At 66.5% G+C, this 12,491-nt stretch carries 10 protein-coding genes; 3 read left to right on the top strand and 7 right to left on the bottom strand.

All coding sequences use genetic code 11. The features are described 5' to 3' along the window. Position 1 precedes the first annotated feature (1 nt). The 4 genes from BVH03_RS04815 to BVH03_RS26720 are packed head-to-tail and all read right to left on the bottom strand — an operon-like array spanning position 2 to position 5,661. Entirely contained in the window at positions 2 to 1,456 is a 1,455-nt protein-coding gene (locus BVH03_RS04815; protein ID WP_075960103.1) for an efflux transporter outer membrane subunit, read from the bottom strand. 2 nt (positions 1,457 to 1,458) lie between these two features. Continuing rightward, positions 1,459 to 4,599, bottom strand: coding sequence for an efflux RND transporter permease subunit (locus BVH03_RS04810; RefSeq protein WP_075960102.1), 3,141 nt, complete (start codon positions 4,597 to 4,599; stop codon positions 1,459 to 1,461). Between the two features lie 15 nt (positions 4,600 to 4,614). Further along, positions 4,615 to 4,914, bottom strand: coding sequence for an HlyD family secretion protein (locus tag BVH03_RS26725; protein ID WP_256574618.1), 300 nt, complete (start codon positions 4,912 to 4,914; stop codon positions 4,615 to 4,617). A 39-nt stretch (positions 4,915 to 4,953) separates the two neighbouring features. Further along, positions 4,954 to 5,661: an efflux RND transporter periplasmic adaptor subunit gene (locus BVH03_RS26720; protein ID WP_256574617.1), complete on the bottom strand. Its 708-nt coding sequence runs from the start codon at positions 5,659 to 5,661 to the stop codon at positions 4,954 to 4,956. 251 nt (positions 5,662 to 5,912) lie between these two features. Between BVH03_RS26720 and BVH03_RS04800 the strand changes: the two genes are divergently transcribed. Together BVH03_RS04800 and BVH03_RS04795 are read left to right on the top strand one after the other, a co-directional pair. Continuing rightward, positions 5,913 to 6,647: a response regulator gene (locus tag BVH03_RS04800; RefSeq protein ID WP_218189534.1), complete on the top strand. Its 735-nt coding sequence runs from the start codon at positions 5,913 to 5,915 to the stop codon at positions 6,645 to 6,647. Beyond that, entirely contained in the window at positions 6,644 to 7,705 is a 1,062-nt protein-coding gene (locus BVH03_RS04795) for an ATP-binding protein (RefSeq protein WP_075960101.1), read from the top strand. The genes BVH03_RS04800 and BVH03_RS04795 overlap by 4 nt, the downstream gene beginning before the upstream one ends. Here BVH03_RS04795 and BVH03_RS04790 read toward each other — a convergent pair. Beyond that, positions 7,702 to 8,904 (bottom strand): HD-GYP domain-containing protein, encoded by a 1,203-nt coding sequence (locus BVH03_RS04790; RefSeq protein WP_075960100.1) that lies wholly within the window; start codon positions 8,902 to 8,904, stop codon positions 7,702 to 7,704. The genes BVH03_RS04795 and BVH03_RS04790 overlap by 4 nt on opposite strands. 145 nt (positions 8,905 to 9,049) lie before the next feature. Here BVH03_RS04790 and BVH03_RS04785 point away from each other — a divergent pair, with 145 nt between their 5' ends. Then, entirely contained in the window at positions 9,050 to 9,274 is a 225-nt protein-coding gene (locus BVH03_RS04785; protein WP_075960099.1) for a hypothetical protein, read from the top strand. Between the two features lie 283 nt (positions 9,275 to 9,557). Here BVH03_RS04785 and amn read toward each other — a convergent pair whose 3' ends face one another. Both amn and BVH03_RS04775 read right to left on the bottom strand, forming a co-directional pair. Continuing rightward, on the bottom strand, positions 9,558 to 11,033 hold the full coding sequence (gene amn / locus BVH03_RS04780) for an AMP nucleosidase (protein ID WP_075960098.1): 1,476 nt from the start codon (positions 11,031 to 11,033) through the stop codon (positions 9,558 to 9,560). A gap of 70 nt (positions 11,034 to 11,103) precedes the next feature. Next, positions 11,104 to 12,444, bottom strand: coding sequence for a PLP-dependent aminotransferase family protein (locus BVH03_RS04775; protein WP_075960097.1), 1,341 nt, complete (start codon positions 12,442 to 12,444; stop codon positions 11,104 to 11,106). Positions 12,445 to 12,491 lie beyond the last annotated feature (47 nt).

Below are 12,491 nucleotides of genomic sequence, written 5' to 3'. Positions count from 1 at the left end.
ACTAGGGTTCTCGATAAGCAGGATCGGCGGTGCTGCTGTTCGCCGCGGTGATGACGGTGCGCTCGCGCAGCCCGCCGCCGAGCGCCTTGTACAGGGCCACGCTGTTGACGACTGCGTCACGGCGCAGTTCCAGCAATGTCTGCCGGGCACCGTAGAGCTGGCGTTGAGCGTCGAGCAGTTCCAGGCGGCCATCGACCCCGGCCTCGTAACGCAGCGCCGAGAGCGACACGCGGCGTTGCGCACTTGCCACCACGCGGGTCTGCGCCTGGATCTGCCCGTCCAGGGTGGCCACGCCGGCCAGAGCATCGGCCACTTCACGAAAGGCGATCTGGATGGCGCGCTCGTACTGAACCACCGCCTCGGATTTGCGCACCTCTGCCAGGCGCAACTCGGAACGCAGTCGACCGGCCTGGAACAATGGCTGGGAGATCTGCGGCGTAAAGCGCCATACCTGGCGGCTTGGGTCGAACAGGCTGCCCAGTGAAGTGCTGGCATAACCGAACGAGCCGGTGAGCGACACCTGGGGAAAGAACGCCGCTCGCGCTGCGCCGATATCGGCATTGGCGGCGCTGAGTATCTGTTCGGCCTGGCGAATGTCCGGGCGCAGCAGCAGCATGTCCGAGCGCAAGCCGGTCGGCAGAGGTGCCACCAGTGTTTGCCGTTCGAGCACACGAGCGGCTGGCAGATCAGCAGGCAGTGCGTTACCGACCAGCAATTGCAGCGTATTGCCCGCCTGGACGAACGCCCGTTGACACGCCTGCAGATCGGCCTCGGCACTGGCCACCTGGCCCTCGGCCTGGGCGACGTCCAGGCCACTGTTCTGCTTGGCCGCCTGCAGCAGGTGCGCGAGCTTCAGGGACTGCTGCCAGTCCGTGAGGGTACGCTCGGCCAGTTGGCGTTGTTCGTCGGCCAGCTGACGGGCGAAATAAGCGTCGGCAACCGCGCCGATCAGGGCGATCTGCGCCGCATCGCGGCCCTGCTCGCTGGCCAGGTAGCGGGCCAACGCCGCATCGGACAGCGAACGCACGCGGCCGAACAGATCCAGCTCGAACGCGCTGATGCCCGCGTTCACGGCAACCTGGTTGCTCACCTCGCGGCGTGCTCCGCCGCTGTTGTCCTGCGCCAGTGACCGCTCACGAGTGTGGCTGGCATCCAGCGACACCGACGGCAAGCGCGTGGACTGCTGGACGTTGAACATCGACCGCGCGGCTTCGACGTTCAACGCCGCCAGGCGCAGGTCGCGATTGTGCGCCAGGGCCAACTCGATCAGCCGTTGCAACTGCGGGTCGGCGAACATCGTGCGCCAGCCCAGCTCACGAGCGGGCAGCGTGCCGCCCTGCACGCCATTGACCTCGGCAAAGCGGGCCGGCACCGGCGGCGCCGGGCGTTCCAGCTCGGGCGCCATCGAACAGGCCGACAGGCTGCCGACCAACATGATCATCACCAACCAACGCATGCTCATTTTTCCTCACCAGACTGCGGCGCACCGGCGGCACGATGTGCACGCCAACTCTGGATGCGTTCCTGCAGCCCCATCACGAACACGAAAAACGACGGTACGAAGAACACCGCCAGCAAGGTGCCGCTGAGCATGCCGCCAAACACTCCGGTGCCGATGGCATGCTGGGTTTCGGCGCTAGCACCGGAGGCGATCATCAACGGCACCACGCCCAGGGTGAAGGCCAGCGAAGTCATCAGGATCGGCCGAAGACGCAGACGGGCGGCGGTCACTGCGGCGTCCACCAGGGAGCGGCCCTCGGCGTGCAGCTGACGGGCGAACTCGACGATCAGGATGGCGTTCTTCGCTGACAGGCCGATGATGGTGATCATCCCTACCTTGAAGAATACGTCGTTGGGCAGGCCGCGCAGCATCACCGCGGCCACCGCACCGAGCAGGCCGAGCGGTACCACCAGCATCACCGCCAGGGGAATCGACCAGCTCTCGTACAGCGCCGCCAGCACCAGGAACACCACCAGCGCAGAGAGCGCCATGAGCATCGGTGCTTGGGCCGCCGACTGGCGCTCCTGTAGCGACTGGCCGGTCCAGGCCACCGCATAGCCTTGCGGGAGCTGAGCAACCAGGCGTTCCATCTCGGCCATCGCCGCGCCACTGGAAACACCCGGCGCCGCGCCACCGGAAATACGCACCGCGGGAAAGCCCTGGAAGCGCATCATCTGCTGCGGCGACTCGCTCCAAACCGGCGTCACCACTTCACCCAACGGCACCATGCCGCCGTTGGCATTGCGTACCCGCAGGTTGAGCACGTCGTCGAGCTGCATGCGCGCCGGGGCGTCGGCCTGCAGGATCACCTGCTGCATACGCCCGGCATTGGGGAAGTCGTTGACGTACAGCGAACCCATGGCTGCTGATAGCGTGCTGCTTACCGCCGTGAACGACAGGCCCATGGCCTCGGCCTTGGCCCGGTCGATGTTCAGGCGAATGCTCTCGCCGGGCGGCAAACCATCGGCATACACCTCACTGACGATTTCGCTCTGCCCGGCCCGTTCCAGCAGCTGGGCCTGGGCCTCAAGCAGTTCGGCTTCGCCGCGGTTGCCGCGATCCTGCAGGAACAGGGTGAAGCCCGACGAGGTACCCAGCTCGTCAATGGCCGGCGGCATCAGGCTCATCACCGTGCCCTCGACGTTGTCGGCCATGGCCGCCTGGGCCAGTTCGGCCTCCTCGGCGGCGGTGGCACCATTGCGCTGGCCCCAGTCCTTGAGCATGGTGAAGGCCATCGCCGCATTGGGGCCGGAACCCGAGAAGCTGAAGCCCTGTACCACCAGATTGGCGTCCAGCGCCGGGCGCGTGGCCACATGGGCCTCGAAACGCTTCACCACCTCCAGGGTGCGCTCGCTGGTAGCGCCGATCGGCAGCTGAATAGAGGTCATGAAATAGCCTTGGTCCTCCTCCGGCAAGAACGACGACGGCAACTGCTGCCCGGCGACGACCAGCACGCCGCAGAGCAGCGCGAACACCGCCATCACCCGCCCGCTGCGGCCGACCAGCCATGCGACGCGGCCGGTATAGCGCTCGGTCAGGCGCTCGAAGCCGCGGTTGAAGGCGCCGAAGAAGCCGCGCTTCTCGTGGTGGTCGGCACGCACCGGGCGCAGCAGCGTGGCGCACAGCGCGGGCGTCAGGGTCAGGGCCAGGAACGCCGAGAACAGGATCGACACCGCCATCGACAGAGTGAACTGCTGATAGATCACCCCTACCGAACCACTGCCGAAAGCCATGGGAATGAATACCGCGGTAAGTACCAGGGTGATGCCGATCACCGCGCCGGTGATCTCCTTCATCGCCTGCAGGGTCGCCTCGCGCGGCGAAAGACCGCGGGTGGCCATCAGCCGCTCGACGTTCTCGACCACCACGATGGCATCGTCGACGATGATGCCGATCGCCAGCACCATGCCGAACATGGACAGCGAGTTGATCGAAAAGCCTGCCAGCAACATCACCGCAAAGGTGCCGAGCAGCGCGATGGGCGCGACGATGGCCGGGATCAGCGTGTAGCGCATGTTCTGCAGGAACAGGAACATCACTAGAAACACCAGCACCATGGCCTCAAGCAGGGTGTAGACGACCTTCTCGATGGACACCTTAACGAACGGCGCCGTATCGAACGGCACCGAGTAGCTCATGCCACTGGGCATACTTGGCGCCAGTTCGGCGAGCCGGTCGCGCACTCCTTGCGCGGTACGCACCGCGTTGGCACCGGGCGACAGCTGGATCGCGGCGCTGGTCGCCGACACACCATTCTCGCGATTGGAAAAGCCATAGGACTGCGCGCCGAGTTCGACCCGGGCGACATCGCCAATGGTCACCCGCGCACCATCAGCGGTGGCGCGCAGCACCACGGCAGCGAACTGCTCCGCTGTCTCCAACTGACCTTGCACCGTCAGCGGCACGGTCAGCCGCTGGCCCGGCAGCGCCGGCTCGTCCCCGATTCGGCCAGGGGCGATCTGCGCGTTCTGCCCCTCGATGGCCTGGGCCAGATCGCCCATGGTCAGGCCGAAAGCGGTCAGCTTGTTGGGGTCGACCCAGATGCGCAGCGCCTGCTCGGCACCGAACAGCTGCACGCGGCCAACGCCGTCGATGCGGCGTAGTTCGGGCACCACGTTGCGCGCCAGGTAATCGTTGAGCGCCACCTCGTCGAACTGGCCATCCGGCGAGGTCATGCCGATCATCATCAGGAACCCCGACGCCGCGGATTCCACTTGCAGGCCACTCTGGCGAACCACCTGGGGCAGACGCGGCTCGACCGCCTTGATGCGGTTCTGCACGTCCACCTGAGCCAACTCGGGGTCGGTGCCCGGCTTGAAGGTGGCGGTGATCTGCGCAGAGCCCGAAGTATCCACCGAGGACTCGAAGTACAGCAGGTTCTTGACCCCGGAAAGCTCGCGCTCGACCAGGCTGACCACCGAATCATCGAGGGTTTGCGGTGTGGCGCCCGGATAGCTGGCGTACAAGGTCACCGACGGCGGCGCCACCGAGGGGTAGCGGGCAATCGGCAGTTGCGGAATGGCGATGACCCCGAACAGCACGATGAACAGGGCGATCACCCAGGCGAACACCGGACGGTTGATGAAGAACTGTGGCATTTGGGTTTCTCCCGATCAGCGCGCGGACGAGCTAGCCAGCTCGCTCGCGTTGCCGTTTTGCCACAGCCGCGCCTTGACGACGGCGCCTTCGGCCAGGCGATCAAGCCCTTCGATCACCACCCGTTGCCCAGCGCTGAGGCCGCTGACGATGCGGTAGCGACGCTCCACCAGCTCACCAAGCTCGACCGCCACGCGATTGACCTGCTCGTTGGCGCCGACCACCCAAACGCTGGCCTGGCCATCACGACGCAGCACCGCCTGTTGCGGCACGCTCAGGGCATCGGTGTGCTGCGCCCGAGGCACTCGCGCCAGCACGTACATGCCGGGCAGTAGCTGGCGCTTGGGGTTGTCGACCTACACGCGCAGCAGCACGTTGCCGGTGCTGGCATCCACGCTGATGCCGGAGAACAGGATCTTGCCACTCAGCCCGTAGGCCTTGCCGCTGCTGTCAAGCACCTGCACCGGCACGCCATCGGCGCCTGGGGCCAGCTGGCTGCCCAGGGCATGGCGCCAGCGCTCCAGGCTGGTGGCCGACTCGCGCACGTCCACATACACCTGATCGATCTGCTGTACGGTGGCCATGGGCGTGGTGTCGGTGGTCGAAACCAAGGCGCCTTCAGACACCTGCGCCTGGTCGACGCGGCCGGCAATCGGCGCGCTGACGGTGGCGAACCTCAGGTCCAGCCGTTTGCGCGCCAGCACCGCTTCGGCCTGGGCGACTTCGGCGGCGGCCTGCTCGCGCTGGGAGGCGGCGTCGTCATAGACCTGCTGGCTGACCGCTTCAGCACTGACCAGCGGCTGCAGGCGCTCGGCCTGAACACGCGCGCGCGCCAGCACGGCCTGGGCGCGCTTGAGGGCCGCGGCTGCGGTTTGCACCTCGGCCTTGAATGGCGCCGCATCGATCTGGAACAGCGCGGCACCGTCCTCTACGTCAGCGCCCTGCTCGAACAGCCGGAGCTGCACGATGCCGCTGACCTGCGGGCGAATCTCTGCGGTTCTCAAGGCGGCGACACGTCCCGGCAGATCCTCGCTGACGTTCAGGGTCTGTGGCGTAAGGGTCATTACCGACACCTGCACGGGGGCCGGTTGCGCCTCCTGCTGCGCCGAATCGCAACCACCCAGTATCAGGGCGCACAGGCTGAGCCCGATGACGTACCGCCCGTTACGACTTCCCATAACCTTGCCGACCTCATAGATGATTCGTTGCCCTGCGCACCGGGCGCAGCATCAGCAAGAGAGTGTCGGTGCAAACAGTCGGGATTGATTCGAGCTTTTGTGGAGATAATGTGGAGACAGCAGAAAAGGTGAAACTCATGACGATGCCGCCACTCGAAACCAGCGCCCCGCCCCGCCAGGACGCCCTGATCCTGATCGCCGAGGACGAAAACGAGATTGCCGAGATCCTCGCCGCCTACCTGCAGCGCGGCGGGCTGCGCACCGTACACGCCCGCGACGGCCAGGAGGCCCTGGCCCAGCACCAGGCGCTCAAGCCCGACCTGGTGCTGCTCGACGTGCAGATGCCGCGCCTGGATGGCTGGCAGGTGCTCGCCGAAATCCGTCACCGAGGCGACACACCGGTGATCATGCTCACCGCCCTGGATCAGGACATCGACAAGCTGATGGGCCTGCGCATCGGCGCCGACGACTACGTGGTCAAACCCTTCAACCCTGCCGAGGTAGTGGCTCGGGTCAGCGCCGTGCTGCGCCGCGCCAAGACCGGTGGCGCCGCCGGCAGCCGCCTGCTGCGCGTCGGCCAGTTCCAGGTCGACCTGGATAACCACGAGGCCACGGTGATCTGCGACGACCGGCAACACGCCCTCGATCTGACGCTCACCGAATTCAAGATTCTGGTCACCCTGATGCGCACGCCCAAGCGGGTGTTCAGCCGTGCCGAGCTGTTGGTCGGCTGCCTGCCCGAAGGCGACACCCAGGAGCGCACCGTGGACAGCCACATCAGCAAGCTGCGCCGCAAACTGGAACACCTCGCCATCCAGGGCACGCCGGTCAGCGTACGCGGTGTCGGCTATCGCTTCGGGAGCGGCACTTGAGCGGCGCGGTGAGCCTGCGCCGGCAGATTCTGCTGTCGCTGAGCATCATGGCGGCGGGGGTGATTCTGCTGTCGATCATCGGCAGCTACGCGTTCTACGCCGTGGTCTCGGCCATCGCGCCCGGTAGCATCTCGGAAACCTGGGTGCCTTCCGGCCTCGAACTGCTGTGGATGATGGTTACCCTCCTGGCGGCGGTGTGCATTGCCGGCTACGTGGGCATCCGCCTGTCGCGGCGCATTCTCACCCCGCTCAACTCGGTGGCCCACAGCCTGCGGGAGATCGCCCAAGGCAACCTGCAGGCTCGCGCCGCGCCGGACGACTGGGCGCTCGGCGAAACCGGCCAGTTGGTGCGCGACTTCAACGCCATGGCCGAGCGCCTGCAGAGTGTGACCCGTGAGCAGCAGTTCTGGAACGCCGCGGTGGCCCACGAGCTGCGCACGCCGGTGACCATCCTGCGCGGGCGCCTGCAGGGTCTGGCCGAAGGCGTGTTCACCCCGAGTACCGAAGTGTTCGAGGGGCTGCTGCGCCAGGTCGAAGGGCTTGGCCGACTGATCGAAGACCTGTGCGTGCTGAGCCTGGGCGACAGCGACCACCTGCAACTGGAGCTGGCCAGCACCTGCCCCGCCGAGGGTATCGCGGCCACCGTGCAGGCTTTCGCTGGCCGCTTGCAGGCCCGCGGCTTCGACGTGCAGTTGCAACTCGATGAGCGAACCGGCGTGGTCTGCGACGAATTTCGTCTCCGCCAAGCGCTGATCGCCCTGCTGGAAAATGCCCTGGGCCATGCCGACCCCGGCGTGCTACGCATCGACGCTGGCGTAGTGGCTGACAGCTACCGACTCAGCGTCACGGATAACGGCCCGGGCATCGACGCCGAACAGGCCGCCCTGGTGTTCGAGGCTTTCCGCCGCGGCGAGCCGTCACGTTCGCGTAACAGCGGCGGCAGTGGCCTGGGCTTGGCGGTGGTCAAGGCCATTGCCCTGGCCCATGGCGGCCAGGTTCGCTGCGAGCGGGCAGGAAGCGGTACGCGGTTCCTCGTGGAGTTGCCGTTGGCTCACTAGCGCCAGAAATCGTCGAGGTTACTGAACCCCCACTCGGCCGGATCTTCACGGCTGACGATGCGGTCACTGGCACCGGGTTTGGACAGGTCGACCTCCTGCTGGGTGATCGCCGTCTTGCTCTTCGCCGAGAAGAACACCCGCACCACGGGCGTGGTCAGCTTGCCGGGCAACAGGTCGACCACCACACCGAGCCGGCCGGATTCCAGGCGTACCAGCGAGCCCAGCGGGTAGATGCCCACCGAGCGCACCAGCGCATGGAACACGTGCGTGTCGAAATGGCCGGTCCATTGCGCCATGCGCGCCAGGGATTCGGCCGGGTTCCAGGCCTGCTTGTAGGGCCGGTTGGAGGTGATGGCATCGTACACGTCGCACACCGCGCCCATGCGCGCCAGCAGGCTGATGGCCTCGCCGGCGAGGTGGCCGGGGTAACCGCTGCCATCGTATTTCTCGTGGTGATGCAGGCACACGTCCAGTGCCGACTCGGGCAGCGAACCGGCTGCCAGCAGCATGGCGTGGCCGCGCTCGGGGTGGCTGCGCATGATGGCGAACTCGGCATCGGTAAGGCTGCCGGGCTTGTTGAGCACCTCCAGCGGCATGGCCATCTTGCCGACGTCGTGCAGCAGCCCGGCCAGGCCGGCCTCCCGGGCGCGCTCTTCGTCCAGACCCAGTTGCCGGGCCAGCGAGAGCATCAGTGCGCACACGGCCACCGAGTGCATGTAAGTGTATTCGTCCTTGTGCTTGAGGCGCGCCAGGCCAAGCAGCGCGGAACTGTTGCGCGCCAGCGACTCGCTGATGTCGGCGACCAGCGGCATGCAGCCTTCGACGTTGATGGCATTGCCCAGGCGCGCCTCTTGGAACAGTTCGGTGACGGCCTTCTTGGATCGGTTGATCAGCTTGGTGGCGCGCTGCAGTTCATCGCGCACGCTGCAGCGTGCCACCGCTGTCGTGATCAGCTGCGGCTCGGCGACCGGCATGGCCACCAGTGGCGCGGGCGCCGGGCCGGGTTGGCTGGCGACGTCCAGGCCCTTGCTGGTGTCGATCCATACGCCAGCCACACCGCTCTGGCGCACCCGGGCCAGGTCCTCGGCGTCGTCGATGACGAAGCGGCTTTTCCAGAACGGGTGCGACAGCCAGTTGCCATCGAAGCCCTGGATGAACATGCCGATGCGCACGGCGTGGGTGGGGATTTTTTTCAGCATGGGCGCCTCGAGGACTCAGCGAACACGTCGATACCTGCTCACTAATCTAGCCCATCCCTGCGTATTTCAGGATGACAAGATGACTGGCGCCGTCACCGATTCCGGGTTAGCTTGGCCGCCCCGTTATCCATGACGATTTACTGCCATGCTGCCACGCAAGCTTCACCGCCTGACCGTCCTCGGCCTGGTGTTCTTCATCCTCGGCCTGATCGGTGTCGTGTATGCCCTGTACCAGATCTACAGCGGCCCACGCCCGGCCGACCCGGACCTGACCCGCAGCCTGGTGATCGCCGCAGGCATGCAACTGACCGGTTACATTCTGCTCAACCGCAACCGCTGGCGAATGATGTTCGGCAAACCCCGCAAGTAGCTGCTGCACCAGATTGCCCGGCGTGGCTCGCGCTTCGAGCCTGTTCGGGATCTTTATGTGTATGAAGCTGCAACTACAAGGCAGGAGCAGCCGTTCGCTTAACCCGTAGGAGGGGCCGGGCGGCGATCCGCTTCAACCCAGAGCTTTTTATCAAGGCAAACAAAGAGCTCGGGGCTGAAGCCCCTCCTACAAGTACTCCGTTCACCGGCCGCTCGCGCCACTTAGCTGCCAAATCGACGAACCTGGGCTGAAAAATTATCACCAGGTTCGTCGCGCAACGACTTCAGCGGAACGGCGGCTCGTCGAAGCTGCGCAGTTTGCGCGAGTGCAGCGAGTTGAGCTGGCCGCGTAACAGATCCAGCGCGGCGATGCCGATGTGCAGGTGCTGGGTGACTGCCCGCTCGTAGAACGCCCCTGCTGCCCCCGGCAGCTTGATCTCGCTGTGCAGCGGTTTGTCCGACACGCACAGCAGGGTGCCGTACGGCACGCGCAGGCGATAGCCCTGTGCGGCGATGGTGCCGCTTTCCATGTCCACCGCGACGGCCCGTGACAGGTTGATCAACGGACGTTCCTGAGCCCAGCGCAGTTCCCAGTTACGGTCGTCGTAGGTCAGCACGGTGCCGGTGCGCAGCCGGCGCTTGAGGTCGTCACCGCGTTCGCCGGTGACCTGGGCGGCGGCATCCTGCAGCGCCTGCTGCACCTCGGCCAGGGCCGGCAGCGGGATGTGCGGCGGCAGCACGCGGTCGAGAATGCCGTCGCGGCGCATGTAGGCGTGGGCCAGCACGTAGTCGCCGATCGTCTGCGACTGACGCAGGCCACCGCAGTGGCCGATCATCAGCCAGCAGTGCGGGCGCAGCACGGCCAGGTGGTCGGTGATGTTCTTGGCGTTGGACGGGCCGACGCCGATGTTGACCAGGGTGATGCCATCGCCGTCCGCCGCCTGCAGGTGATAGGCCGGCATCTGGTAGCGGTGCCAGACCACGGTCTCGATGATCGCCTGCATCTCGCCTTCGGGCATGCCGCGCGAGATCACCACGTTGCCCGGCAACACCATACGCTCGAAACGCGACTCGGCCTTGAGCATGTCCAGGCCATGGCGGATGAACTGGTCGACGTAACGGTGGTAGTTGGTCAGCAGGATCCACGGCTGCACGTGGCGCCAGTCACTGCCGGTGTAATGCACCAGGCGACGCAGGGAAAAATCCACGCGGGCGGCATCGAACAATGCCAGAGGCAGCGGATCGGTGTTTTCCCAGTCGTACAGGCCATCGGCGGTGCCATCGGTGGCGGCCGACAGGTCGGTGCTGGGGAACACCCGCGCCAACTCGGCGGCGGTCACCCCGGAGCCGGCCAGCTCGTCGCCCTGCTCCACCACGTAGGGATAGGGAATGTACTGCTGGCTGACGCCGACTTCGACGGTCAGGGTGAAGTCGGCCATCAGCGGCTGCAGCTGCTCGAGCAGATACTTACGAAAGGCCGCCGGATGAGTGATGGTCACGCGGTAGGTGCCGGGCACCTGCACCTTGGCGTAGGCGCGCACGGTGGTCGGCACTTCGCCCTGGCAATCGTAGGTCAGGCGCAGCTCGGGGTAGCGGAACAGCTCCTGCTCGTCGGCACCGGGGCGCACGCGGTCCTTGAGGTAGCGCTTGAGCGCCTGGCTCAGGCCCTCGGTGGCGCGCTGGTGCAGCGCGGCCAGGCGGTCAACGGCTTCTTCGGCAGTGTTGACGACGATAAAAGCGCCGTCTGTAGGAAGGGACATGCACGGTTCCTTATCGTGGGTTCATGGTTCATAGCTGACACGCATTACAACGCCGGTGCAAGTGGCTCGATCAACCAGGCCAGGCGGCGACGATATGCTCCAGCGCCTGCTTGAGTTCGGCGCGGCTGCGCGCGGCGGCCAGGCTGATGCGGATCGCGCTGGCCTGGGCTGGCCCGACGGCGAACACATCCGCCGGCACCACCTCGACACCCGCGGCCCGGCAGGCCACCACCAGGGCGGCGCTGTCCGGCGGCTGCAGCCACAGATGCGGCGCCACCTCACGACCCAGCGACATGCGCGGGCCCAACACGCGGCTCGCCAGCCGCCAACGCTGTTGCAATTCTTCGCGTTGCCAGGCCAGTTTGCGCGCGGCGGTGCCGTCCTCGATCCATTCGCAGGCCAGTGCCAGGCACAACGGCGACACCGCCCAACTGGTGGCGTGACCTTGCGGGTCGATACGTTTGAGCAACGCCTGGGGGCCCTGCATGAAGCCCAGGCGCAGGCCGGGTACCACGGTCTTCGACAGGCTGCTGACCAGCAGGCTGCGTGTCGGCACCGCCGCAGCCAACGGCGCCTGGCTGCCGAGGGCGCCGTAGACGTCATCCTCGATCAGCCACAGGCCGTGGCGCTCCACCAGTTCAGCGATGCGCTGGCGGCGCTCGCCATCCATGCTGCTGCCGGTGGGGTTCTGCAGGCACGGGGTAAGCACCAGCACCCGCGCCCCGGTGGCACGCACCTGGCGGTCGAGATCCTGAGGAAGAATGCCGCGCTCGTCCATGGCCACGCCGTGCAGCGGCAGCCGCAACTGCCGGGCGGCGGCCTTGATGCCGGGGGCGGTGAAGGCTTCGGCGAGCACCGGGTCGCCCGCTTCGCACAGCGCCAGCAGCGCCGCCGAAACACCCTGCTGAGCCCCGGCACAGAGCGCCACCTGAGACGGCAACGTATGCAGGCCGCGCTGTTGCAGCCACTGGCTGACGGCCACCCGCCCGCGCTGTTCGAGCTCGGCCGGCGCGTAGGCCTGCAAGGCATCGAGGCGGCCTTCGGCGATCATCCGCTGCAGGGTGTGCGACAGGTCAGCGCTGCTGCCATCGTGCACCGGCACGTTGGTCGACAGGTCGATACCGTCGGCCGGCAGCCGCGGTTGCTTGAGGTGGAACAGGCTGGCTTCGCGGCTATCGGCCAACACATAGGTGCCACGGCCGACCTCGCCGGACACCAGGTGACGACGCGCCGCCTCGCGGTACGCCTGCATCACCGTGCTCGGGTTGATGCCCAGCGTCCAGGCCAGGCGCCGCTGCGGCGGCAGCCGTTCGCCGGGCTTGAGTTGGCCTTTGCCGATGGCGACGGCAATCGCTTCAACCAGTGCCAGGTAGGTGGGCAGCGAACTGCCCTGAAGGTCAGGTAACCACATTGCTTGCCATGCAATATAAAGATTTACCCATACAATGCCTGAGCCGT

It is taken from the genome of Pseudomonas sp. PA15(2017) (genome assembly GCF_001945395.1).
Lineage (GTDB): Bacteria > Pseudomonadota > Gammaproteobacteria > Pseudomonadales > Pseudomonadaceae > Aquipseudomonas.
This window is presented reverse-complemented; position numbering and strand designations above follow the sequence as displayed.

Coding starts and splice junctions, on each gene's coding strand:
- BVH03_RS04815 (WP_075960103.1), bottom strand. CDS start 1,456: ATGCGTTGGTTGGTGATGATCATGTTGGTCGGCAGCCTGTCGGCCTGT.
- BVH03_RS04810 (WP_075960102.1), bottom strand. CDS start 4,599: ATGCCACAGTTCTTCATCAACCGTCCGGTGTTCGCCTGGGTGATCGCC.
- BVH03_RS26720 (WP_256574617.1), bottom strand. CDS start 5,661: ATGACCCTTACGCCACAGACCCTGAACGTCAGCGAGGATCTGCCGGGA.
- BVH03_RS04800 (WP_218189534.1), top strand. CDS start 5,913: ATGACGATGCCGCCACTCGAAACCAGCGCCCCGCCCCGCCAGGACGCC.
- BVH03_RS04790 (WP_075960100.1), bottom strand. CDS start 8,904: ATGCTGAAAAAAATCCCCACCCACGCCGTGCGCATCGGCATGTTCATC.
- BVH03_RS04785 (WP_075960099.1), top strand. CDS start 9,050: ATGCTGCCACGCAAGCTTCACCGCCTGACCGTCCTCGGCCTGGTGTTC.
- amn (WP_075960098.1), bottom strand. CDS start 11,033: ATGTCCCTTCCTACAGACGGCGCTTTTATCGTCGTCAACACTGCCGAA.
- BVH03_RS04775 (WP_075960097.1), bottom strand. CDS start 12,444: ATGTGGTTACCTGACCTTCAGGGCAGTTCGCTGCCCACCTACCTGGCA.